This window comes from Lelliottia amnigena (genome assembly GCF_019047465.1).
Taxonomy (GTDB): domain Bacteria; phylum Pseudomonadota; class Gammaproteobacteria; order Enterobacterales; family Enterobacteriaceae; genus Enterobacter; species Enterobacter amnigenus.
The window spans coordinates 2,547,645-2,571,032 of sequence record NZ_CP077236.1 but is presented as its reverse complement, the minus strand read 5'-3'; the positions used below and the strand labels follow the sequence as shown (position 1 = coordinate 2,571,032).

The 23,388-nt window shown below is 52.6% G+C and carries 19 protein-coding genes; 10 read left to right on the top strand and 9 right to left on the bottom strand.

Annotation, left to right across the window (positions count from 1 at the left end; translation table 11 throughout):
* Nucleotides 1-136 precede the first annotated feature (136 nt).
* The 4 genes from lpdA to pdhR form a co-directional block, all read right to left on the bottom strand.
* Nucleotides 137-1,561 (bottom strand): dihydrolipoyl dehydrogenase, encoded by a 1,425-nt coding sequence (gene lpdA / locus I6L74_RS12035; protein WP_012016070.1) that lies wholly within the window; start codon nucleotides 1,559-1,561, stop codon nucleotides 137-139.
* Nucleotides 1,562-1,737: 176 nt separating this feature from the next.
* Nucleotides 1,738-3,627, bottom strand: a complete 1,890-nt coding sequence (gene aceF, locus I6L74_RS12030; RefSeq protein ID WP_059180103.1) for a pyruvate dehydrogenase complex dihydrolipoyllysine-residue acetyltransferase — start codon at nucleotides 3,625-3,627, stop codon at nucleotides 1,738-1,740.
* Between the two features lie 14 nt (nucleotides 3,628-3,641).
* Nucleotides 3,642-6,305 (bottom strand): pyruvate dehydrogenase (acetyl-transferring), homodimeric type, encoded by a 2,664-nt coding sequence (aceE, locus tag I6L74_RS12025; protein ID WP_059180104.1) that lies wholly within the window; start codon nucleotides 6,303-6,305, stop codon nucleotides 3,642-3,644.
* A gap of 195 nt (nucleotides 6,306-6,500) precedes the next feature.
* Entirely contained in the window at nucleotides 6,501-7,265 is a 765-nt protein-coding gene (gene pdhR / locus I6L74_RS12020) for a pyruvate dehydrogenase complex transcriptional repressor PdhR (RefSeq protein WP_012016067.1), read from the bottom strand.
* A gap of 537 nt (nucleotides 7,266-7,802) precedes the next feature.
* Between pdhR and aroP the strand changes: the two genes are divergently transcribed.
* The 3 genes from aroP (at nucleotide 7,803) to I6L74_RS12005 (ending at nucleotide 11,696) form a co-directional block, all read left to right on the top strand.
* Nucleotides 7,803-9,176, top strand: a complete 1,374-nt coding sequence (aroP, locus tag I6L74_RS12015; RefSeq protein WP_096759570.1) for an aromatic amino acid transporter AroP — start codon at nucleotides 7,803-7,805, stop codon at nucleotides 9,174-9,176.
* 162 nt (nucleotides 9,177-9,338) lie between these two features.
* A complete protein-coding gene (locus tag I6L74_RS12010; RefSeq protein WP_059180106.1) occupies nucleotides 9,339-10,736 on the top strand; it encodes a glycoside-pentoside-hexuronide (GPH):cation symporter in 1,398 nt (465 codons plus the stop codon).
* Nucleotides 10,737-10,745: 9 nt separating this feature from the next.
* Entirely contained in the window at nucleotides 10,746-11,696 is a 951-nt protein-coding gene (locus I6L74_RS12005; RefSeq protein ID WP_059180107.1) for a glycoside hydrolase family 43 protein, read from the top strand.
* 18 nt (nucleotides 11,697-11,714) lie between these two features.
* Here the strand turns inward: I6L74_RS12005 and ampE are convergent, their stop codons facing one another.
* Nucleotides 11,715-12,569, bottom strand: a complete 855-nt coding sequence (gene ampE / locus I6L74_RS12000) for a beta-lactamase regulator AmpE (protein ID WP_059180108.1) — start codon at nucleotides 12,567-12,569, stop codon at nucleotides 11,715-11,717.
* Nucleotides 12,566-13,129, bottom strand: a complete 564-nt coding sequence (gene ampD / locus I6L74_RS11995) for a 1,6-anhydro-N-acetylmuramyl-L-alanine amidase AmpD (protein ID WP_059180109.1) — start codon at nucleotides 13,127-13,129, stop codon at nucleotides 12,566-12,568. Before ampD ends, ampE begins: the two co-directional genes overlap by 4 nt.
* An 87-nt stretch (nucleotides 13,130-13,216) precedes the next feature.
* On the opposite strand from ampD, the gene nadC reads away from it, so the two are divergent.
* From nadC to hofC, 4 genes are all read left to right on the top strand, one after another.
* On the top strand, nucleotides 13,217-14,110 hold the full coding sequence (nadC, locus tag I6L74_RS11990) for a carboxylating nicotinate-nucleotide diphosphorylase (protein WP_059180110.1): 894 nt from the start codon (nucleotides 13,217-13,219) through the stop codon (nucleotides 14,108-14,110).
* 185 nt (nucleotides 14,111-14,295) lie between these two features.
* A complete protein-coding gene (gene ppdD / locus I6L74_RS11985) occupies nucleotides 14,296-14,733 on the top strand; it encodes a prepilin peptidase-dependent pilin (protein ID WP_012016060.1) in 438 nt (145 codons plus the stop codon).
* Between the two features lie 11 nt (nucleotides 14,734-14,744).
* Nucleotides 14,745-16,130: a type II secretion system protein GspE gene (gene gspE, locus I6L74_RS11980; RefSeq protein WP_059180111.1), complete on the top strand. Its 1,386-nt coding sequence runs from the start codon at nucleotides 14,745-14,747 to the stop codon at nucleotides 16,128-16,130.
* Complete coding sequence (gene hofC / locus I6L74_RS11975; RefSeq protein ID WP_059180112.1) at nucleotides 16,120-17,316, top strand: protein transport protein HofC; 1,197 nt, start codon at nucleotides 16,120-16,122, stop codon at nucleotides 17,314-17,316. The genes gspE and hofC overlap by 11 nt, the downstream gene beginning before the upstream one ends.
* A gap of 32 nt (nucleotides 17,317-17,348) precedes the next feature.
* On the opposite strand, the gene I6L74_RS11970 is transcribed toward hofC, so the two are convergent.
* The gene (locus I6L74_RS11970) at nucleotides 17,349-18,392 is read right to left on the bottom strand and encodes a GMP reductase (protein ID WP_059180113.1); all 1,044 of its coding nucleotides are present in this window, start codon (nucleotides 18,390-18,392) and stop codon (nucleotides 17,349-17,351) included.
* Between the two features lie 228 nt (nucleotides 18,393-18,620).
* On the opposite strand from I6L74_RS11970, the gene coaE reads away from it, so the two are divergent.
* From coaE to yacG, 3 genes are read left to right on the top strand one after another with little or no spacing between them, the layout of a single operon-like run.
* Nucleotides 18,621-19,244 (top strand): dephospho-CoA kinase, encoded by a 624-nt coding sequence (coaE, locus tag I6L74_RS11965; protein ID WP_059180114.1) that lies wholly within the window; start codon nucleotides 18,621-18,623, stop codon nucleotides 19,242-19,244.
* Nucleotides 19,241-19,984 (top strand): cell division protein ZapD, encoded by a 744-nt coding sequence (zapD, locus tag I6L74_RS11960; protein ID WP_059180115.1) that lies wholly within the window; start codon nucleotides 19,241-19,243, stop codon nucleotides 19,982-19,984. The genes coaE and zapD overlap by 4 nt, the downstream gene beginning before the upstream one ends.
* Before the next feature lie 9 nt (nucleotides 19,985-19,993).
* Nucleotides 19,994-20,188 (top strand): DNA gyrase inhibitor YacG, encoded by a 195-nt coding sequence (gene yacG, locus I6L74_RS11955; RefSeq protein WP_059180116.1) that lies wholly within the window; start codon nucleotides 19,994-19,996, stop codon nucleotides 20,186-20,188.
* 33 nt (nucleotides 20,189-20,221) lie between these two features.
* Here the strand turns inward: yacG and mutT are convergent, their stop codons facing one another.
* Nucleotides 20,222-20,623 (bottom strand): 8-oxo-dGTP diphosphatase MutT, encoded by a 402-nt coding sequence (gene mutT, locus I6L74_RS11950; protein WP_059180117.1) that lies wholly within the window; start codon nucleotides 20,621-20,623, stop codon nucleotides 20,222-20,224.
* Nucleotides 20,624-20,680: 57 nt separating this feature from the next.
* Complete coding sequence (gene secA, locus I6L74_RS11945) at nucleotides 20,681-23,386, bottom strand: preprotein translocase subunit SecA (protein WP_059180118.1); 2,706 nt, start codon at nucleotides 23,384-23,386, stop codon at nucleotides 20,681-20,683.
* Nucleotides 23,387-23,388 lie beyond the last annotated feature (2 nt).

Below are 23,388 nucleotides of genomic sequence, written 5' to 3'. Positions count from 1 at the left end.
ACACAATGGTGAAAAAGTTATCGGCAGATCACGGTAAACTTTTAATAAAAACATCAATGAAATAGCTACTAAATCGGGTAGTTTTCAGGCAAAAAAAAAACGCCTCCGGAGAGGCGTTTTCATCGCTGCAAGAAGATTATTTCTTCTTGGCTTTCGCGTTCGGCAGGTCGGTGATGCTACCTTCAAACACTTCAGCCGCCAGGCCCACTGACTCGTGCAGAGTCGGGTGCGCGTGGATGGTCAGCGCGATGTCTTCAGCGTCACAGCCCATTTCGATAGCCAGACCGATTTCACCCAGCAGTTCGCCGCCGTTGGTGCCGACAATCGCACCACCGATGACACGGTGAGTTTCTTTGTCGAAGATCAGTTTGGTCACGCCGTCTGCGCAATCAGAAGCGATAGCACGGCCAGAAGCAGCCCACGGGAAGGTGGCGGTTTCGTAGCTAATGCCTTTTTCTTTCGCTTCTTTCTCGGTCAGACCCACCCAGGCAACTTCTGGCTCGGTGTACGCGATCGATGGGATCACTTTCGGATCGAAGTAGTGCTTCATGCCCGCGATAACTTCAGCGGCAACGTGGCCTTCGTGAACACCTTTGTGCGCCAGCATTGGCTGACCGACGATGTCGCCGATTGCAAAGATGTGCGGCACGTTGGTGCGCAGCTGTTTGTCCACACGGATAAAGCCACGGTCGTCAACTTCTACGCCCGCTGCGCCCGCATCGAGGTTCTTACCGTTCGGCACACGGCCGATAGCAACCAGCACCGCGTCGTAACGCTGCGCTTCGCCAGGGGCTTTTTTGCCTTCCATGGAAACGTAAATACCGTCTTCTTTTGCTTCAACGGCAGTCACTTTGGTTTCCAGCATCAGGTTGAATTTCTTGCTGATACGTTTGGTGAAGACTTTAACGATGTCTTTGTCCGCAGCCGGGATAACCTGGTCGAACATTTCAACCACGTCAATCTCTGAACCCAGCGCATGATAAACGGTCGCCATTTCCAGACCGATGATACCGCCACCCATAACCAGCAAACGCTTAGGTACGGATTTCAGCTCCAGCGCATCGGTGGAATCCCACACGCGTGGATCTTCATGTGGAATGAACGGCAGTTCAATCGGACGGGAACCCGCCGCGATGATCGCGTTGTCAAAGTTGATCACGGTTTTGCCGTTTTCGCCTTCAACTTCCAGGGTGTTTGCCCCGGTGAATTTACCCAGACCGTTAACCACTTTCACTTTACGGCCTTTCGCCATACCAGCCAGACCGCCGGTCAGTTGGGTGATAACTTTTTCTTTCCAGGTACGAATCTTGTCGATATCGGTTTTCGGCTCGCCGAAGACGATACCGTGATCAGCCAGCGCTTTGGCTTCTTCGATAACTTTTGCAACGTGCAGCAGCGCTTTTGAAGGGATACAGCCGACGTTCAGACAAACACCACCAAGGGTGCTGTAACGTTCTACGATGACGGTTTCCAGACCTAAATCCGCTGCGCGGAATGCTGCGGAGTAACCTGCTGGGCCTGCCCCAAGTACCACGACCTGAGTTTTGATTTCTGTGCTCATCATGACCTCTTAATTTATACCCGTCGTCCACCGGGTCGTTCTATCCGCCCGCAGTTTACAAAATTGTTAACAATTTTGAAACAACAAACGGCTCACGAAATATCGCTTTCGCCAGTAACCTCACAACCTTCATGAGATTAGAAGACAAAAAGCCGGCCGATTGGCCGGCTTTTCGATTACATCACCAGGCGGCGAATGTCGCTCAGGGTGTTGTTGATGATGGTGATAAAGCGCGCACCATCAGCCCCATCGATCACGCGGTGGTCGAAGGAAAGAGAGATTGGCATCATCAGACGCGGCACGAACTCTTTACCATTCCACACAGGTTCCATCGCGGATTTGGAAACCCCGAGGATTGCCACTTCCGGCGCGTTAACGATCGGTGCGAAGTGGGTTGTACCCAGGCCGCCGATGCTGGAGATAGTGAAGCAACCGCCCTGCATTTCGCCGGCAGTCAGCTTACCATCACGCGCTTTCTTGGAAATCACGGTCAGTTCACGGGACAGCTCAGTAATGCTCTTCTTGTTCACGTCTTTGAAGACTGGAACAACCAGACCATTTGGCGTATCAACCGCAACACCGATGTTGATGTATTTTTTCAGCGTCAGACGCTGCGCGTCTTCAGACAGAGAGCTGTTGAAACGTGGCATCTGCTCAAGCGCCGCAGCAACCGCTTTCATGATGAAGACCACTGGCGTGAATTTCACATCCAGACGGCGCTTCTCAGCTTCTGCGTTCTGCTGTTTACGGAACGCTTCCAGATCGGTGATATCGGTTTTGTCGAAGTGCGTAACGTGCGGGATCATTACCCAGTTACGGCTCAGGTTCGCGCCAGAGATTTTCTGGATACGGCCCAGCTCAACTTCTTCGATTTCGCCAAACTTGCTGTAGTCGATCTTCGGCCATGGCAGCATGCCTGGCAGACCGCCGCCGGATGCAGCAGCAGGTGCAGCTTCAGCACGTTTCACCGCGTCTTTCACGTAAGTCTGAACGTCTTCGCGCAGGATACGACCTTTACGGCCGGTGCCTTTCACTTTCGCCAGGTTGACGCCGAACTCGCGCGCCAGACGGCGAATCAGTGGAGTGGCGTGAACGTAAGCGTCGTTTTCAGCGAACTCAGATTTGCCTTCTGCTTTTGCAGCAGGGGCCGCAGCAGGTTTAGCAGCCTGAGCCGGTGCAGCAGCAGGTGCTGGCGCAGCAGCCGGAGCCGCCGCAGGCGCAGCGCCTTCCACTTCGAAGACCATAATCAGAGAACCGGTAGACACTTTGTCGCCAGCGCTGATTTTAATTTCTTTCACGGTACCTGCGAACGGAGCCGGGACTTCCATTGAGGCTTTGTCGCCTTCTACGGTGATCAGTGACTGTTCAGCGGCAACTTTGTCGCCCACTTTCACCATCACTTCAGTCACTTCAACTTCGTCACCGCCGATATCCGGAACGTTAACGTCTTTCGCGCCAGAAGCCGCTGGTGCAGCCGCAGCTGGCGCCGCTTCTGCTTTAGCCGGAGCCGCAGCAGGTGCGCTACCCGCGACTTCGAAGACCATAATCAGAGAACCGGTAGACACTTTGTCGCCGGTATTGATTTTGATCTCTTTGACCACGCCTGCGAACGGAGCCGGAACTTCCATAGAGGCTTTGTCGCCTTCTACAGTAATCAGGGACTGTTCAGCCGCAACGGTGTCGCCGACTTTAACCATGATCTCAGTGACTTCAACTTCGTCGCCGCCGATATCCGGTACGTTAACCTCTTTTGCAGCCGCGGCTGCTGGTGCCGCAGCTGGAGCTGCCGCTTCTTTCTTCTCTTCCTGCGCAGGTGCAGCTGCTGCTGCACCGTCGGCGGAATCGAAAATCATGATCAGTTTGCCCGTCTCGGTTTTATCGCCAACGGAGACTTTGATCTCTTTAACGATGCCAGCCTGTGGAGACGGGACTTCCATAGAGGCTTTGTCGCCTTCTACGGTGATCAGCGACTGTTCAGCTTCAACTTTGTCGCCTACTTTGACCAGGATCTCGGTGATCTCAACTTCATCAGCCCCGATGTCCGGTACATTGATTTCGATAGCCATTATTCTTTTACCTCTTACGCCAGACGCGGGTTAACTTTATCTGCATCGATGTTGAATTTGGTAATTGCTTCCGCAACCACTTTCTTATCGATTTCGCCACGTTTAGCCAGTTCGCCCAGCGCTGCAACCACCACATAAGAAGCATCAACTTCGAAGTGGTGACGCAGGTTTTCACGGCTGTCGGAGCGACCGAAGCCATCGGTACCCAGTACGCGGTAATCATCAGCCGGTACATAAGTACGAACCTGCTCGGCGAACAGTTTCATATAGTCAGTAGATGCCACTGCCGGCGCGTCGTTCATCACCTGAGCAATGTACGGAACGCGCGGAGTTTCCAGTGGGTGCAGCATGTTCCAGCGCTCACAATCCTGGCCATCACGCGCCAGTTCAGTGAAGGAGGTCACGCTGTACACGTCGGAACCGACACCGTAGTCGTTCGCCAGGATCTGCGCTGCTTCACGAACGTGACGCAGGATAGAACCGGAGCCCAACAGCTGAACTTTACCTTTGCTACCCGCAACGGTTTCGAGTTTGTAGATACCTTTACGGATACCTTCCTCAGCACCTTCCGGCATCGCCGGCATGTGGTAGTTTTCGTTCAGCGTGGTGATGTAGTAGTAAACGTTCTCTTGCGCTTCACCGTACATACGAACCAGACCGTCATGCATGATGACTGCCACTTCGTACGCGTAAGACGGGTCATAAGAGATACAGTTCGGGATAGTCAGAGACTGAATGTGGCTATGGCCATCTTCGTGCTGCAGACCTTCGCCGTTCAGTGTCGTACGACCGGAAGTACCACCGACCAGGAAGCCGCGAGCCTGTTGGTCGCCAGCCTGCCAGCACAGGTCACCGATACGCTGGAAACCGAACATAGAATAGTAGATGTAGAACGGAATCATCGGCAGGTTGTTGGTGCTGTAAGATGTTGCAGCAGCCAGCCAGGATGCGCCTGCGCCCAGCTCGTTGATACCTTCCTGCAGAATCTGACCTTTCTCGTCTTCTTTGTAGTATGCAACCTGCTCACGGTCCTGAGGGGTGTACTGCTGGCCGTTCGGGCTGTAAATACCAATCTGACGGAACAGACCTTCCATACCGAAAGTACGCGCTTCATCAGCGATGATTGGAACCAGACGATCTTTGATCGACTTGTTTTTCAGCATCACGTTCAGGGCACGAACGAAAGCGATAGTGGTAGAGATCTCTTTGTTCTGCTCTTCCAGCAGCTGGGAGAAATCTTCCAGAGCAGGCAGTTCCAGAGTCTCAGTGAAGTTCACCTGACGGGACGGCAGGTAGCCGTTCAGTTTCTGACGCTGTGCGTGCAGATAGGTGTGTTCTTCAGAGCCTTCCGGGAAGGTGATGTAAGACAGGTTTTCTACCTGCTCATCGGTCACTGGCACGTTGAAACGATCGCGGACGTAACGAACGCCGTCCATGTTCATTTTCTTCACCTGGTGCGCGATGTTTTTACCTTCGGCGGTGTCACCCATGCCATAACCTTTAACGGTATGCGCCAGGATAACAGTTGCTTTGCCTTTGGTGTCTTGTGCGTTTTTCAGTGCTGCGTAGACTTTCTTCGGATCGTGACCACCACGGTTCAGTGCCCAGATCTGATCGTCAGACCAGTCGGCAACCAGCGCTGCGGTTTCAGGATATTTACCGAAGAAGTGCTCACGAACGTAGGCACCGTTTTTGGATTTGAAGGTCTGATAATCGCCGTCAACAGTTTCCTGCATCAGCTGCATCAGTTTACCGCTGGTGTCTTTACGCAGCAGCTCATCCCAACGACCGCCCCACATCACTTTAACCACGTTCCAGCCAGCACCCGCGAAGATGCCTTCCAGTTCGTTGATGATCTTGCCGTTGCCGGTTACCGGACCATCCAGACGCTGCAGGTTACAGTTGATGATGAAGCACAGGTTGTCCAGCTTCTCACGGGTTGCGATAGTGATCGCACCTTTAGATTCTGGCTCATCCATTTCGCCGTCGCCCAGGAAGGCGTAAACGGTCTGTTGAGAGGTGTCTTTCAGGCCACGGTGTTCCAGATATTTCAGGAATTTAGCCTGGTAGATCGCACCGATTGGACCCAGCCCCATAGAAACGGTCGGGAACTGCCAGAATTCTGGCATCAGTTTCGGGTGCGGATAAGAAGACAGACCTTTACCGTGAACTTCCTGACGGAAGTTGTTCATCTGCTCTTCAGTCAGACGACCTTCCAGGAACGCACGTGCGTAGACACCCGGAGAGATGTGGCCCTGGAAGTACACCAGGTCGCCGCCGTCTTTCTCGGTGCGTGCGCGGAAGAAGTGGTTAAAGCACACTTCATAAACGGTCGCAGAAGACTGGAAGGAAGCCATGTGGCCGCCCAGTTCCAGGTCTTTCTTGGATGCGCGCAGAACGGTCATGATCGCGTTCCAGCGAATTGCAGAACGGATACGGCGTTCCAGATCCAGATTGCCCGGGTATTCCGGTTCGTCTTCAACGGCAATCGTGTTTACGTAGTTGCTAGCCCCTGCACCTGCTGCTACTTTCACGCCGCCTTTGCGGGCTTCTGAAAGCAACTCATTAATCAGATACTGAGCACGCTCAACACCTTCTTCACGGATGACCGATTCGATCGCTTGTAGCCAGTCGCGAGTTTCGATCGGATCCACGTCATTTTGGAGACGTTCTGACATGGGGGTATTCCTTATCTATCTAATACGTTGATTTGTCTGGAACCTGTCCCATTGGGCTTTCTGTTCTTCATCTTTCAGGCTGTCGCTTTGTTGGCGGCATTTGCTCACCGCTGCGATACAACTCAAACTATTTCGAACGACAAAAGCACAATAAGACAGGTTCTGCGTTTAGTTGCCGCGCTCTAAAAAAGGCGCTTAATCCTTTCTTTGCTGTATGCGACGCAGTGAACGTTCGCGACGCGATTGTTCACGGCTGCGGTCCAGCAAGATTTCCTCAATGAAAGCCAGGTGGCGGTGCGACGCTTCACGCGCATGCTCCGGTTCCCCGGCCATTATCGCCTCGAATACACGAGTACGATGGTTGCTGACCAGCGGAAGCATTTCCCGGCGGGCATACAACAATTCAAAATTTTGTCGAACATTCTGGGCCAGCATCGGCTCCATGCAGCGTAGCAGATGGAGGAGTACCACATTGTGAGCCGCTTCGGTGACGGCAATTTGGTACTGGACGACGGCATCGGACTCGGCGTCGAGATCGCCTGACTCTTGTGCCCGTTCAATGGCCTGATGAAGCTCGCGAATACGTTCACGGTCTTCATCATTGCTGCGCAGTGCCGCGTAATAAGCAGCGATACCTTCAAGCGCGTGACGGGTTTCAAGCAGGTCAAACTGGGATTCTGGGTGGTCAGACAGAAGCTCTACCAGCGGATCGCTGAAGCTCTGCCACAGGCTGTTTTGAACAAAAGTTCCGCCGCCCTGGCGACGAAGCAGCAAGCCCTTGGCTTCGAGACGTTGAATCGCCTCACGCAGAGAGGGACGGGAAACATCGAACTGTTTAGCCAGTTCGCGTTCAGGCGGGAGTTTTTCACCGGGGCGCAGAGTCCCTTCGAGGATCAAAAACTCCAGCTGCTGCTCAATCACATCGGATAGTTTTGGTTGGCGAATTTTGCTGTAGGCCATATTCCCTGTCTTACGCCTTTTTGCCCGGAGTCAATTGGTCTTACCAATTTAATATTCGTATCGGTAAAGTAACAAAGTATTCACCTTCTGTCCATCGTGGTTTTGATTGAAATCAGTAAACCCGGCACATTTTAACAACCTTACAGAAATAACGTTTCAGAAATGTAACTTTGCACAAATGAATTGATTACCCATAAAGAGGCAGTTTTAACTTTAATGAAACGCGAAATACGCCATTTGAACCGATTCACCATGACAAATAATGAATTTTTAACCCCCTAATGAAGCATTTTTATTCTTTACCCAGATAAAAGGGGTTAACGGCAGCAACTTACAATTGCTTTCTTTTTATTCAACTCGTCATCGACCCTTTATAAAGCAGGTGCATTCGCGAGCGCTTACCACTATTCTGACGCTTAAGGAAGATGCCTTCCGTTTTTTAGGTCATTTGAACCGTAACGAAATAAATACATGAAATGGAATTTCATAATTACACACGCCATAGCGTGAACATAACAACCACACACGAGGTTTCACATAATGGAAGGTCAACAGCATGGCGATCAGCTGAAGCGCGGCCTTAAAAACCGCCATATTCAGCTTATTGCTTTGGGTGGCGCTATCGGCACCGGCCTGTTTCTGGGCAGCGCATCCGTTATTCAGTCAGCAGGCCCAGGCATTATTCTCGGCTACGCTATTGCCGGTTTTATCGCGTTCTTAATCATGCGTCAGTTAGGCGAAATGGTCGTTGAAGAGCCGGTAGCAGGCTCCTTCAGCCACTTTGCCTATAAATACTGGGGTGGCTTTGCCGGCTTCGCGTCAGGCTGGAACTACTGGGTGCTGTACGTTTTGGTCGCGATGGCAGAACTCACCGCCGTCGGGAAATATATTCAGTTCTGGTATCCGGAAATCCCAACCTGGGCTTCCGCGGCAGTCTTCTTTGTGCTGATCAACGCCATCAACCTGACCAACGTCAAAGTGTTCGGTGAGATGGAGTTCTGGTTCGCGATTATCAAAGTGATCGCCGTGGTAGCAATGATCCTCTTCGGCGGCTGGTTACTGTTCAGCGGCAACGGCGGCCCTCAAGCCACCGTGCGCAACCTGTGGGAGCAAGGCGGTTTCCTGCCTCACGGCATGACCGGTCTGGTGATGATGATGGCGATCATTATGTTCTCGTTTGGTGGCCTTGAGCTGGTGGGTATCACCGCCGCAGAAGCCGATAACCCGGAGCAGAGCATCCCGAAAGCCACCAACCAGGTTATCTACCGTATTCTGATTTTCTATGTGGGTTCGCTGGCCGTTCTGCTCTCTTTACTGCCATGGACGCGCGTAACCGCTGATACCAGCCCGTTTGTGCTTATCTTCCATGAGCTGGGCGACACCTTCGTGGCAAACGCCCTGAACATCGTGGTGCTGACTGCAGCGCTGTCCGTTTATAACAGCTGCGTGTACTGCAACAGCCGCATGCTGTTTGGTCTGGCTCAACAGGGTAACGCACCAAAAGCGCTGCTGAATCTGGACAAGCGTGGCGTGCCGGTGAACACCATTCTGGTTTCAGCGGTGGTCACCGCCCTTTGCGTACTGATTAACTATCTGGCCCCGGAATCAGCGTTCGGTCTGCTGATGGCGCTGGTTGTCTCTGCGCTTGTCATCAACTGGGCGATGATAAGCCTCGCGCACATCAAGTTCCGTCGTGCTAAGCAATTGCAGGGTGTGAAAACGCGCTTCCCAGCCCTGTTCTATCCTATCGGTAACTGGGTTTGCCTGGCGTTTATGGCGGCGGTGCTGGTGATCATGCTGATAACACCGGGTATGGCAATCTCCGTTTATCTGATCCCGGTTTGGGTCGTGATTCTGGGTATTGGCTACCTGTTCAAACAGAAAAACGCGAAAACTGTTAAAGCCCATTAATCTCGTCTGACTCAGTGCCCGGCCTCGGGCACTGAGCGTGTTACCTCCCTCACAAATTCTCACCCACAGCGATTTCATCCATATCACCGCCTTTATCTTGCTACGCAAATATTCATTTGCCAGCAAATAATTCTCTCCATACTGCAATTCGGAGAGCTGTCGATGAATAACAATAAACTGTCAGTCAAAGAAAAGATCGGCTATGGGATGGGCGACGCGGGATGCAACATCATCTTCGGCGCCATCATGTTGTTTGTTAACTATTTTTACACGGATATCTTTGGACTCGCACCGGCACTGGTCGGCGTTTTACTGCTGTCGGTACGCGTCATCGATGCCATTACTGACCCGATCATGGGCGCGATTGCGGATCGTACCCGCAGTAAATATGGCCGATTTCGTCCATGGCTGCTATGGATTGCCTTCCCCTACGCGCTGTTCAGTGTGCTGATGTTTACGACGCCAGAGTGGACGTACAACAGCAAAGTTATCTATGCTTTTGTCACTTATTTCCTGCTGTCACTCACCTATACCGCCATCAATATTCCTTACTGCTCGTTAGGCAGCGTGATCACCAACGATCCTAAAGAGCGCGTGGCGTGCCAGTCCTATCGCTTCGTGATGGTAGGTATTGCCACCCTGCTGCTGTCGTTAACCTTGCTGCCGATGGTGGAGTACTTCGGCGGGGATAACAAAGCCAAGGGCTACCAGATGGCGATGACGGTGCTGGCGCTTATCGGCACCTGTATGTTCCTGTTCAGCTTCGCGACCGTGCGGGAGCGTATTCGCCCGGCGGTTCAAACCAACGACGAACTGAAAAACGATCTGAAAGACGCGTGGAAAAACGATCAGTGGGTGCGCATCTTACTGCTGACATTGTGTAACGTCTGCCCGGGCTTTATCCGCATGGCGGCGACAATGTATTACGTCACCTGGGTTATGGGGCAAAGTACCCACTTTGCGACGCTGTTTATCAGCCTGGGTGTCGTCGGGATGATGCTCGGAAGCATGCTGGCGAAAGTCCTGACCGACCGCTGGTGTAAACTGAAAGTGTTCTTCTGGACCAACATCGCGCTCGCAATTTTCTCCTGCGCGTTTTATTTCTTCGATCCCAAAGCCACGACGACGATTGTCGCGCTCTACTTCCTGCTGAACATTCTGCATCAGATCCCTTCCCCGCTGCACTGGTCGCTCATGGCGGATGTGGACGATTACGGCGAGTGGAAAACCGGCAAACGCATCACCGGGATCAGCTTCTCCGGCAACATTTTCTTCCTGAAGTTGGGGCTGGCGATTGCCGGTGCGATGGTGGGCTTTCTGCTCTCCTGGTACGGCTATGACGCCGGTGCAAAAGCGCAAAGCGCCGAGGCAATCAACGGAATCGTATTACTCTTTACCGTGATTCCGGGCGTCGGCTATCTGCTCACTGCGGGTGTGGTACGCCTGTTGAAAGTGGACCGTGAAACGATGAAGCAAATTCAGGAAGACCTTGAGAAGCGTCGCACCAACTATCGCGAACTGAGCGACTATCAGGAACTGAAAACGGCTGAGACAAAATAAGGAAGCCCCATGCGTAACTGGCCAAATCCCTTTATCGAACAACGTGCCGACCCGTATATTTTGCATCACGAGGGGCAATATTATTTCATTGCCTCGGTACCAGAATACGACAGGCTGGCCCTTCGCCGCGCCGACTCGCTGGAAGGATTGCGCAGCGCAGAAGAAATTGCGGTGTGGCACAAACCGGACACCGGCCCGATGAGTGAGCTCATTTGGGCTCCGGAACTGCATCACATTGATGGAAAGTGGTACATCTATTTTGCTGCGACGCACACGCAAGCGCTGGATAAGTTGGGTATGTTCCAGCACCGGATGTTTGCACTCGAAGGTACAGGCGGCGATCCGCTTAATGCACAGTGGGTCGAGAAAGGACAAATCAAAACCCCGTTTGATACCTTTGCGCTCGACGCCACCACCTTTGTTCATCACGGCAAACGCTGGTATCTGTGGGCACAAAAAGCCCCGGATATCTCGGGTAATTCCAATCTGTATCTATGCGAAATGGAAAATCCCTGGACGCTGAAAGGCGATCCCGTGATGCTGAGTAAACCGGAGTATGACTGGGAATGCCGTGGATTTTGGGTTAACGAAGGGCCGGCGGTTTTAGTGCACGACAACAAACTGTTTATCAGCTATTCCGCCAGTGCGACGGATGAGAACTACTGCATGGGGCTGCTGTGGATAGACATGAATGCCGATCCTAAAAACCCGCAAAACTGGCACAAAGCGCCGCGTCCCGTATTCACCACCAGCTATGAAAATCGCCAGTACGGGCCGGGGCATAACAGCTTCACGCAGACGCCAGACGGCGAAGATGTGCTGGTGTATCACGCGAGAAATTACACTGAAATTGAAGGCGATCCGCTGTACGATCCCAACCGTCATACCCGTCTGAAATTGGTATGTTGGAACGAAAACGGAATGCCCGATTTTGGCATCCCGCCCGCCGATACGCTTTAATTGACGCGGTACGCTGGGTTAAACCAGCGTACCGTAGATGGTCAACAGCGCCACCAGCACCACAATCACAAATGACGTTTTCTTCGCCATCGACACCGCCGCTTTTGGGGTCTCGACTTTATCCGTATGCGGTTCGCGCGCGAGTGAGAATTGCGCCAGGCGGGTTAGCACCTGATATTGCGACGTATGGCGATCGGCAAGGGACGCAAACCACGCCGGAAGCGCTTTCTCTCCGTGACCGATCAACGCATACACTACCCCCACCAGACGCACCGGCAGCCAGTCCAGCACATGAAGAATACCGTCGATACCGGATTGCAAACGTTCATGCGGCGTCAGGTAGCGGGCAAGCCATGTCTGCCAGGCGCGTAAAAATGCATAGCCCATCAGTAATACTGGGCCCCACGCCCCGCCCGCCACAAACCAGAACAGCGGCGCCAGATAATAACGGAAGTTGATCCACAGCAGAGCGTTTTGCAGCTCGCGTAAATAATCGCGTTCGTTGCAATCGGGCGGAACGCCATGGATCAGCGTCAGCTCGCTCGCCATCGCGCCACGCGCATGGCTGTCATCACGGGAAGCCGCTTTCAGGTAGGCGTGATAGTGCAAGCGCACTTTCCCCGCGCCGATACACAGCACGCCGAGCAGGATCCACACCACCAACAGCGGAACGTTGAAAAATAGCCCATAAAGCGCGCGCAGTAGCAGGTAAACCACCCCCATGACGACAGCCGTCATTAGGATCGTGCGCAACATTGAAAAGTGCTTAATCCGACGGAACAGCACTTCCATCCGGTGATCCAAATGCCAGTGTTCGCCCAGTTTGAACAACCGTTCGGCGATCATCACCAGCAGCATGGTGAACAACGTCATGTCATCTCCTTGTCTGACGAAGCGGTAAGCATGGCGCGAAACCTGGACCAGTCAAAAGCCGGTCCTGGATCGGTTTTTCTCACCGGTGCGATATCGCTATGCCCAGTGATGTTGTCGGAAATTGCCGGATAGCGCGCGATCAGTTCTCGCGTCAGCGTACACAGTGCCTGGTACTGCGCATCGGTGTAAGGCGTGGTATCGGTGCCTTCTAGCTCAATACCAATCGAAAAATCATTGCACCGCTCGCGTCCATGATATGACGACACACCGGCGTGCCAGGCGCGCTTATCAAAAGGAACATACTGGACGATTTCACCGTCGCGGCGAATCAGACAATGGGCCGAAACGCGCAGATGCGCGATCTCAGCAAAAAAGGGATGAGCGTTGGGATCAATTGTTCCAGTGAATAATGCGTCTATCCACGGACCACCAAATTCGCCAGGCGGCAGGCTAATGTTATGGACGACCAGCAGTGAGGGCGACTCGTCCTCCGGGCGGCAATCATGGTGCGGCGAAGGTACATGCCGCGCGTCCACCAGCCATCCGTTTTGTAACTGCATGCTGGCTCTCCTTATATATGGTGCTGATACTCGGTTCAGAGTAGCATGTTTCAATCTTATGATTCGTTACCAATTTGGAGTTTTATCATGCCGCCTCGCCGTTACAACCCCGACCACCGACGTGACGCGCTTCTGGAACGTATTAACCTCGATATCCCGGAAAGCGTGGCTCAAGCGCTACGCGAAGATTTGGGCGGTGAGGTGAATGCAGATAACGATATTACCGCACAATTGTTGCCAAAAGAGACACGCTCGCACGCGGTGATCATCACCCGTGAGGACGGCATATTTTGCGGTAAACGCTGGGTAGAAGAAGTCTTCACTCAGCTGGCTGGCGATGACGTAAACGTGACGTGGCATGTGGAAGACGGCGACAGCATCACAGCGAATCAGCCTCTTTTTGAACTCGAAGGCCCTTCCCGCGTGCTGCTGACAGGTGAGCGCACCGCGTTAAACTTTGTCCAGACGCTGTCCGGCGTGGCAAGTGAAGTTCGCCGTTACGTTGACTTGCTGGCAGGCACAAAAACGCAGCTGCTGGATACCCGTAAAACGCTGCCAGGCCTGCGCACAGCGCTGAAATATGCGGTATTGTGCGGCGGCGGCGCCAACCATCGATTGGGTTTATCCGATGCGTTTCTGATTAAAGAGAATCACATTATTGCCTCTGGGTCCGTGCGTCAGGCCGTCGAAAAAGCTTTCTGGCTGCATCCGGATGTTCCGGTCGAAGTGGAGGTTGAAAGCCTGGAAGAGCTTGATGCTGCCATCAAAGCCGGTGCTGACATCATCATGCTGGATAACTTCGAAACGGAACAAATGCGCGAAGCGGTAAAACGGACCAATGGCAAGGCGCAGCTTGAAGTCTCGGGTAATGTCACGCAGGAAACCCTCCGCGCGTTTGCAGAAACAGGCGTGGATTTTATCTCCGTCGGCGCACTGACCAAGCACGTGCAGGCGCTTGACCTCTCCATGCGTTTCAAATAGTTCAGCATTTTGATCCTCTCCTGCGGGAGAGGATCAAAACAAGTTCACGATGCCGCTCGCATAATTTTTACATCCCGATGTAACCACCGCGAATTCTCCTGAATCCCCCTTCACGATCCGTTTTTTGCCGCTCGTTTCTCCTTTTCTGAACTGCCACATTTGCTCCACTTATTTAAGGAGCAGATATGAACAGACAAAAAGGATTTACGCTCATTGAGCTAATGGTGGTCATCGGCATTATTGCCATTCTCAGCGCCATCGGCGTGCCCGCATACCAAAACTATCTTCGCAAAGCGGCACTTACGGACATGCTGCAAACCTTTGTCCCCTATCGCACGGCAGTCGAGCTTTGCGCTCTCGATCATGGCGGTGTCGAGACGTGTGATGCCAGCGTAAACGGTATCCCCTCGCCCACCACCACACGGTATGTCTCCGCAATGAGCGTCGCGAAAGGCACGGTTGGGTTAACCGGCCAGGAAAGTCTCAACGGGCTGGAAGTCGTCATGACGCCAATCTGGGACAATGGCAACGGCATCACCGGCTGGACGCGCAACTGTAATATCAGCGATGACAGTGCGCTCAAACAGGCCTGTGAAGATGTCTTCCGCTTTGATAACAATTGAGGAAGCGAATGATGAATTCGGAACAACTGGTCATGCTGTGCCATCGCCATCATGCGCTTATTCTCAGTAGTGACGCTGAAATGGTGAGTATTGCCGTAGTGGGTACACCTGCAGCGGAAATGATGGAGGCCCTGCGCTTCGCCACACAAAAACGGATTGATATTCAATGCTGGACGGCAGAGCGCATGGAAAAGCATCAGCAGATGTCTTCGTCATCGCATTTGCCCACCATTTCGCAGGATACAAGCCCGGCTGCGGATATTCTTAACCGAACGCTGTTACAGGCACTCAGCCAGCGAGCCTCCGACATCCACGTGGAGCCCGCCGGAAGTGCCTGGCAAATCCGCCTGCGCATCGACGGCGTGTTATATCCGCAGCCCCCGCTGACTGCGGCGACAGGTACCACCCTGATTGCCCGATTAAAGGTGCTAGGTAATCTGGATATCGCGGAGCGGCGGTTACCGCAGGATGGTCAGTTTACCGTTGAGTTGTCGGGAGTCTCGGTCTCTTTTCGCATCGCTACGCTACCTTGTCGCGGCGGAGAAAAAATTGTGCTGCGTCTTTTACATCAGGTGCAGCAGGCGCTTGAGCTTGAGGCATTAGGTATGACGGCCGCCCAGCGTGCCCTTTTCGAGCAAGCGCTCCAGCAACCGCAGGGATTACTTTTAGTGACCGGTCCGACGGGTAGCGGCAAAACCGTCACGCTCTACAGCGCGCTTCAAGCCCGTAATACACAAGACGTAAATCTGTGCAGCGTAGAGGATCCCATTGAGATCCCTCTCGCCGGGCTGAATCAAACACAAATCAACCCACGTGCGGGCTTAACCTTTCAAAGTGTATTACGGGCGCTTTTACGCCAGGATCCTGACATCATCATGGTAGGAGAAATCCGCGACGGCGAAACGGCAGAGATTGCCCTCAATGCCGCCCAGACAGGTCATTTGGTGCTCTCAACGTTACATACCAACTCCACCATTGAGACGCTGATACGGCTTCAGCAGATGGGCGTTGCACGCTGGATGGTTTCCTCTGCGCTTACGCTAGTGATCGCGCAACGGCTAGTCCGCCGCCTTTGTCCTCATTGTACGAAAGAGACCCATCAGGAAACACTCATCCCGCACAACGTCTGGCCGCGACAGCTTCCCCACTGGCAAGCGGCGGGGTGCGATCGTTGTTATCACGGGTTTTACGGCCGCGTTGCCCTGTTCGAAGTACTGGCCATTAATAGCGATATCCGCCAGGCCATTGCCGGGGGTGCCTCCGTTGAAGAGGTCGAAATCAAGGCAAAAAACACCGGCATGACAACGCTGTTCGAACATGGCTGCATGGCCGTCGAGAAAGGACAAACTACCTTTGAAGAATTAATCCGCGTGTTGGGGTTACCGAATGGCAGCTAACCATCTTTGGCGCTGGCGCGCGATGACTGCCGAGGGCGAACTTCAACAAGGGACGCTATTAGCCCCTGACCGCCAGGCGGCTTTGATCCGATTATCACTTAAAGCACTTTACCCACTTCAGCTCGCGCGCAGTCCTCTGCGCCAGCAATGGCAGGCTCAACATTGCTACGAAGTATTTCGACAGCTGGCCACCCTGCTGCAGGCTGGCCTCACGCTTGCCTATAGTCTGCAAATGTTGGCTGAGCAGCATCCCGTTAAACAGTGGCAGGCGCTGCTTAACAACCTTGCTGACGATCTCAGTGAAGGCTGTGCTTTCTCCGATGCCTTAAAAAAATGGCCGGAAGTATTTAGCCCGCTTTATGTCTCCATGATGAAAACCGGGGAACTGACGGGCAAGCTTGAGGAATGTTGCCGGCAGTTAGCACAGCAACAAAAATTGCAGCAACAGCTGAGCGCGAAGGTGAAAAAAGCACTGCGCTATCCGACGATCATACTCGCACTGGCTGTGGTCGTGGTACTCGCGATGGTGACGTTTGTCCTGCCGGAATTTGCCGCCATTTATAAAACATTTAATACACCGCTTCCGATGCTGACGCAGTGGGTGATGGGTTTTGCGACTTTCGTACGCCAGCAAGCTGTTGCTCTCATCCTTGCGCTATTTTTACCCGCCATCGTGATGCGTTGCCTACGGCATCATCTCGGCTGGCAGCGATTCTGTCAGCGCTCTTTACTGCGCCTCCCAATTATGGGATCGCTGGCTCGTGGACAAAAACTCAGTCAGATCTTTACCGTGCTGTCGCTGACCCAGCAAGCGGGCATCGCATTTTTACAGGGGCTGGAAAGTTCTCAAGAGTCCGTTCAGGGGGTGTACTGGCAGGAGGTCCTGAAAGGTGTCAGGGATCGCGTCACGCAGGGGGACCCTATATGGTCGTCATTAACGAAAGCAGGGATCTTCACGCCCTTATGCATCCAGCTTGTACGAACGGGAGAGGTATCCGGTTCCCTTGATAGCATGCTGACCAATCTTGCCCGCCATCATAATGAACAAACCTTCCAGCAGGCCGATGATCTCGCCTCGCTGTTAGAACCCTTACTGCTCATTGTGACAGGGTTAATTATCGGAACGCTGGTGGTGGCGATGTATCTGCCTATTTTCCATTTGGGAGATGCGATGAGTGCAGGATAAAGCTGGCACACGAGTGTGCGCCAGCGAAGCAATTACAAGCTGTTGAAAATGCGGTTTTCCTGTTCCTGAACGCGAATAAACGTTGTACGTTTAGTCAGCTCTTTCAGTCGCGATGCCCCTACATAGGTACAGGCAGAACGCAGTCCACCCATAACATCGCGGGCGGTATTTTCAACAGGGCCACGCAGCGGCAGCTTCACGGTTTTCCCCTCTGCGGCACGATACTGCGCAACACCACCGACGTGGCGGTTCATTGCCGATTCAGAGCTCATGCCGTAGAAGAGCATAAATTTCTCGCCGTTTTCTTCAACGACTGTGCCACCGCTCTCTTCATGACCGGCCAGCATCCCGCCCAACATCACGAAATCAGCGCCGCCACCAAAGGCTTTAGCAACATCGCCAGGCATGGTGCAGCCACCGTCGCTAATGATCTGACCACCAAGGCCGTGAGCGGCATCAGCACATTCAATTACGGCGGACAGCTGAGGATAGCCAACGCCCGTTTTGACGCGCGTAGTACAGACGGAGCCCGGGCCGATGCCGACTTTCACAATATCCGCGCCAGCCAGAATCAACTCTTCGCACATCTCACCGGTCACGACATTGCCTGCGATGATGGTTTTGTCAGGCCATGCTTCACGTGCTTTGCTAACAAACTGCACGAAATGCTCGGAATACCCGTTTGCCACGTCGATACAGAGGAAATTCAGTGCCGGGTTCGCAATCAGAATTTGTTTGGTTTTCTCGAAATCAGTATCAGATGTACCGGTTGAGACCATCACATGCTTGAGCACATCTTCGGAAGCTGAAGCGGCAAAGGCATTCCATTCTTCAACGCTGTAATGTTTATGCACTGCGGTGAGGATCTCGAACGACGCCAACGCCGTTGCCATCGCGAAGGTACCCACGGTATCCATATTGGCGGCAATGATAGGAACACCAGACCAGGTCTGACCGGAATGTTTAAAGGTGAATTGGCGTTCGAGTTCAACGTCTGAGCGACTTTTCAGCGTAGAGCGTTTAGGGCGGATAAGAACGTCTTTGAAACCTAACTTCAGATCTTCTTCGATACGCATGTGGGGATTCCTGGGGTTAGAGGCAAAAATGTGTAAAGCACAACTCCAGTGACGTTATCATACGCACTAATACGTGCTCCGCAAGACTGCGAATTTCTCTTTTTTTACGCTACAATCCTATAAATTTACCTGGTATAAAGCGGGTAATCAGAGGCAGAGCCACGCCACTGTAATTTTAAACTATAAGCCAATGATTTTAATGATGAATAATTCCCAGGATTTTGTTTAATGGGGTACATTGTTGCGTTAACGGGCGGCATCGGGAGTGGTAAAAGCACTGTTGCTGACGCTTTCTCACGCTTGGGTATCGTGATTGTTGATGCTGACATCATTGCCCGACAGGTAGTTGAGCCTCAAACCCCCGGCTTAAGAGCCATTGAAGCGCATTTCGGTAAGGACATCATCAACAGTGACGGCACTCTGAACAGGCGTTTGCTGCGGGAGCGCATTTTTTCTCGACCCGAAGAAAAAACCTGGCTCAATGCACTTCTTCACCCCATGATTCACCAGGAAACTCAACGACAGATATCTGCGGCCACGTCACCCTATGTTTTGTGGGTGATCCCATTGCTCGTCGAAAATCAGCTTCAGCATAAAGCCAACAGAATTCTGGTCATCGATGTTTTACCCGAAACACAGCTTCAGCGAACGATGTTGCGCGATAACGTCACACGCCAACATGCTGAACAAATTCTTGCTGCGCAGGCAACGCGTGAAGCGCGACTTGCCGTCGCAGATGACGTTATTGATAATAACGGCGCACCCGAAACAATTGCATCGGATGTTGCCCGCCTGCACGCACATTATTTGGCATATGCCGCGCAGGCCGCAGCACAGGACAAAACACAATGAGTTCTCATATCCTTTTTGAACACCCGCTGAATGAGAAAATGCGCACCTGGTTGCGTATCGAATTTCTCATTCAGCAGATGTCTTTCCATCTTCCGATCTCCGAGCACGCGACCGCGCTGCATTTTTTCCGCAACGTTGGCGATCTGCTGGATGTCATTGAACGGGGTGATGTTCGCACTGAGTTGCTCAAAGAACTCGAACGCCAGCAACGAAAATTGCAGGGTTGGGCTGAAGTCCCGGGCGTAGATCGGAACCGTATCGATTCAATCCGTCTGAAACTGAAGCAAAGCAGCAGTATTTTGATGGCCGCCCCTCGCGTTGGGCAATTTCTGCGAGAAGATCGGCTAATAGGGCTGGTACGCCAGCGTCTGAGCATTCCGGGTGGGTGCTGTAGTTTTGACCTGCCGACATTACACATCTGGCTGCATATGCCGCAAGAACAGCGTGATACACAGGTAAAAAACTGGATGGGAAGTCTTGAGCCCATGAATCAGGCGCTGACCCTGATACTCGACCTGGTTCGCAATTCAGCACCGTTTCGCAAGCAAACGAGCCTGAACGGTTTTTATCAGGATAATGGCGATGATGCCGACCTGCTGCGCCTGCAGCTATCACTCGGCGATCAGCTTTATCCACAAATTTCAGGCCATAAAAGCCGCTTTGCGATTCGATTTATGCCGCTGGATAGCGAGAACGGAAGCGTGCCGGAACGTCTCGATTTTGAACTGGCTTGCTGCTAAGGAGTGCCAATGTCTGAAGTAATCACCGTTAATTGCCCAACCTGTGGCAAAGCTGTTGTCTGGGGCGAAATCAGTCCGTTTCGCCCGTTTTGCTGTAAACGCTGTCAGCTCATCGATCTGGGTGAATGGGCGGCAGAAGAGAAACGTATCCCGAGCGAGGGCAATCTGTCAGATAGTGATGACTGGAGCGAAGAACAGAAGTAATTATGTTCTCCGCTGGGCCTGCTGACGGTTCGATTAGCAGGCCTTCATACCCTGAATCAGTCTGGTAATAATGGGTTCATTGGCTGGCGGGAATTTGTCAGCCTCCAGTTCGCCTTGCTCTACCCACATCCCGAATTGCCCCTCTTTACCCCAGGGTTCACCTTCCCAGCGCTCAACCATAAAGAACCACAGCGTGATATGACGATCCGGGAACTGATACTCGAGTTTATCGAATAATGTCGCGTTGCACGGTGTAATCCCAACCTCTTCCTGAAGCTCACGAGCCAACGCCTCTTCGGGCGTTTCACCCGCTTCTATTTTACCGCCAGGAAACTCCAGTTTATTTGCCATGTGGGCATCAGCCGCCCGCTGGGTAATAAAGAGTTGATTTAACGGATTGCGAATAATTCCGACGGCTATTTGCAGTATTTTCATAATGTTATGTCCATAAAAAAGGCGCAGAGATCTGCGCCTTTTCGATTTACTCTGTGCTTAGCTTAAACGGCCGTGGCACGACTTATATTTTTTACCGGAGCCACAAGGACACGGATCGTTACGACCCACTTTGCGATCGCCCGTTTGGGCAGCGATTGCCTCAGCCGCTTCATTTTCGTCAGTTTGGTGACTCAGCTGTTGCATCTGCGCCAGACGCTCAGCTTCCTCACGACGCTGCTGCTCCATTGCTTCAACTTCTTCCGGCATGCGAACCTGTACTTTGCCCAGGGTGCTGATCACTTCGTATTTCAGTGATTCGAGCATCGTCGCAAACATCGCGAAGGATTCACGTTTGTATTCTTGTTTAGGATCTTTTTGCGCGTAACCACGCAGGTGAATACCCTGACGCAGGTAGTCCATCGCCGCCAGATGCTCTTTCCACAGGGAATCCAGCGTTTGCAACATCACGCCTTTCTCGAAGTGGCGCATCATCTCGGTGCCGACGACTTCTTCTTTACGCTTATAAACTTCAATCGCGTTTTCAAGAATACGCTCGCGCAAGGTTTCTTCATGCAGCTCCGGCTCTTTGTCCAGCCACTCTTTGACCGGCAGTTCGAGATCGAAGTCATTTTTCAGACGTTCTTGCAGACCTTCGACGTCCCACATTTCTTCCAGTGATTGTGGCGGAATGTAGGCATCGATCGTTGCTTTGAACACATCTTCGCGAATGCTGTTGATGGTTTCGCTCACATCAGTTACATCCAGCAGTTCGTTACGCTGAGTGTAGATTGCACGACGCTGATCGTTAGCAACATCATCATATTCAAGCAGCTGCTTACGGATATCGAAGTTGCGGCTCTCTACTTTGCGCTGCGCATTGGCAATCGCTTTAGTCACCCATGGGTGTTCGATGGCCTCGCCTGGTTTCATACCCAGCTTACGCATCATGCCTGACACACGGTCAGAAGCAAAAATACGCATCAACGCATCTTCCATAGACAGATAGAAGCGTGAAGAACCGGCATCACCCTGACGACCCGCACGACCACGAAGCTGGTTATCGATACGGCGAGATTCGTGACGCTCAGTACCGATGATATGCAGACCACCGGAAGCCAGGACGGCATCGTGACGCACCTGCCAGTCAGCTTTAATTTGTGCAATCTGCTCAGGCGTTGGGTTTTCAATCTCAGCCAACTCTGACTGCCAGCTACCACCCAGCACGATATCGGTACCACGACCCGCCATGTTGGTCGCGATGGTCACTGCTGCCGGGTAACCCGCCTGTGCAACGATATCCGCTTCTTTAGCGTGGAATTTGGCGTTAAGAACGTTGTGCTTAATCCCTGCTTTTTCCAGTTCACGAGAAACCACTTCGGACTTCTCGATGGAAATCGTACCCACCAGAACCGGCTGGCCTGCTGCGGTACGCTCGCGGATATCTTCGATAATCGCCTGAATTTTTTCCGCTTCGGTCATGTACACCAGATCCGGCATATCTTTACGGATCATTGGACGGTTAGTCGGAACAACCACGGTGTCCAGTTTGTAGATGGAGCTGAACTCAAACGCTTCGGTGTCAGCAGTACCGGTCATACCTGCCAGTTTTTCATACAGGCGGAAATAGTTCTGGAAAGTGATAGAAGCCAGCGTCTGGTTTTCGTTCTGAATATCCACGCCTTCTTTGGCTTCAACCGCCTGGTGCAGACCATCAGACCAACGACGACCCTGCATGGTACGGCCAGTGTGTTCATCAACGATGATAACTTCACCGTCTTTGACGATGTAATCCACATCACGGGTAAACAGCGCGTGCGCACGCAGTGCAGCGGTCACATGGTGCATCAGCATGATATTGGTTGGGGAGTACAGCGACTCACCCTCTTCCATGATGCCTTGCTCCACCAAAAGCTCTTCGATCTGAATCAGACCGCGCTCAGTGAGGTTCACCTGACGTGCTTTTTCATCCACGGAGAAGTGGCCTTCGCCCTGGAATGTGTCGGAATCTTCTTTTTCCTGACGAATCAAATGTGGAATGATTTTGTCGACTTTGCGGTACATATCCGAGCTATCTTCAGCCGGACCAGAAATGATAAGCGGGGTACGCGCTTCATCGATCAGAATGGAGTCCACCTCATCGACCAACGCATAGTGCAGTTTACGCTGTACACGTTCTTCTGGGCTAAACGCCATGTTGTCGCGCAGGTAGTCAAAGCCGTATTCGTTATTGGTACCGTAGGTAATATCCGCGCCGTAGGCTTCACGCTTAGCCGGTGCAGGTAAACCAGACATGTTGATGCCAACGGACATGCCCAGGAATTCGAATAACGGACGGTTGTTTTCCGCATCACGCTGCGCCAGATAGTCGTTGACGGTTACGACGTGTACGCCCTTGCCGGACAGTGCGTTCAGATAGGCAGGCAGGGTTGCAGTCAGGGTTTTACCTTCACCGGTACGCATTTCAGCGATGCAGCGTTCGTTCAGCACCATACCGCCGAGCAGCTGCACATCAAAGTGACGCATGCCAAACACACGCTTACTCGCTTCGCGAACCACGGCGAATGCTTCTGGAATCAGGCTTTCTACTGTTTCACCTTTCTCCAGACGTGCGCGGAACTCAACGGTCTTTGCTTTCAGTTCGTCGTCGGAGAGTTTTTCCATCTCCGGTTCCATGGCATTGATGACGGTGACGGCTTTGCGCATGCGGCGCAGGGTACGATCGTTACGACTACCAAAAACTTTGGTTAATAATTTGATTAACATAA

Excerpts from the sequence above, each read along its gene's own strand:
- lpdA (WP_012016070.1), bottom strand. The coding sequence starts at position 1,561 with ATGAGCACAGAAATCAAAACTCAGGTCGTGGTACTTGGGGCAGGCCCA.
- aceF (WP_059180103.1), bottom strand. The coding sequence starts at position 3,627 with ATGGCTATCGAAATCAATGTACCGGACATCGGGGCTGATGAAGTTGAG.
- aceE (WP_059180104.1), bottom strand. The coding sequence starts at position 6,305 with ATGTCAGAACGTCTCCAAAATGACGTGGATCCGATCGAAACTCGCGAC.
- pdhR (WP_012016067.1), bottom strand. The coding sequence starts at position 7,265 with ATGGCCTACAGCAAAATTCGCCAACCAAAACTATCCGATGTGATTGAG.
- I6L74_RS12010 (WP_059180106.1), top strand. The coding sequence starts at position 9,339 with ATGAATAACAATAAACTGTCAGTCAAAGAAAAGATCGGCTATGGGATG.
- I6L74_RS12005 (WP_059180107.1), top strand. The coding sequence starts at position 10,746 with ATGCGTAACTGGCCAAATCCCTTTATCGAACAACGTGCCGACCCGTAT.
- ampE (WP_059180108.1), bottom strand. The coding sequence starts at position 12,569 with ATGACGTTGTTCACCATGCTGCTGGTGATGATCGCCGAACGGTTGTTC.
- ampD (WP_059180109.1), bottom strand. The coding sequence starts at position 13,129 with ATGCAGTTACAAAACGGATGGCTGGTGGACGCGCGGCATGTACCTTCG.
- nadC (WP_059180110.1), top strand. The coding sequence starts at position 13,217 with ATGCCGCCTCGCCGTTACAACCCCGACCACCGACGTGACGCGCTTCTG.
- ppdD (WP_012016060.1), top strand. The coding sequence starts at position 14,296 with ATGAACAGACAAAAAGGATTTACGCTCATTGAGCTAATGGTGGTCATC.
- gspE (WP_059180111.1), top strand. The coding sequence starts at position 14,745 with ATGAATTCGGAACAACTGGTCATGCTGTGCCATCGCCATCATGCGCTT.
- hofC (WP_059180112.1), top strand. The coding sequence starts at position 16,120 with ATGGCAGCTAACCATCTTTGGCGCTGGCGCGCGATGACTGCCGAGGGC.
- I6L74_RS11970 (WP_059180113.1), bottom strand. The coding sequence starts at position 18,392 with ATGCGTATCGAAGAAGATCTGAAGTTAGGTTTCAAAGACGTTCTTATC.
- coaE (WP_059180114.1), top strand. The coding sequence starts at position 18,621 with ATGGGGTACATTGTTGCGTTAACGGGCGGCATCGGGAGTGGTAAAAGC.
- zapD (WP_059180115.1), top strand. The coding sequence starts at position 19,241 with ATGAGTTCTCATATCCTTTTTGAACACCCGCTGAATGAGAAAATGCGC.
- yacG (WP_059180116.1), top strand. The coding sequence starts at position 19,994 with ATGTCTGAAGTAATCACCGTTAATTGCCCAACCTGTGGCAAAGCTGTT.
- mutT (WP_059180117.1), bottom strand. The coding sequence starts at position 20,623 with ATGAAAATACTGCAAATAGCCGTCGGAATTATTCGCAATCCGTTAAAT.
- secA (WP_059180118.1), bottom strand. The coding sequence starts at position 23,386 with ATGTTAATCAAATTATTAACCAAAGTTTTTGGTAGTCGTAACGATCGT.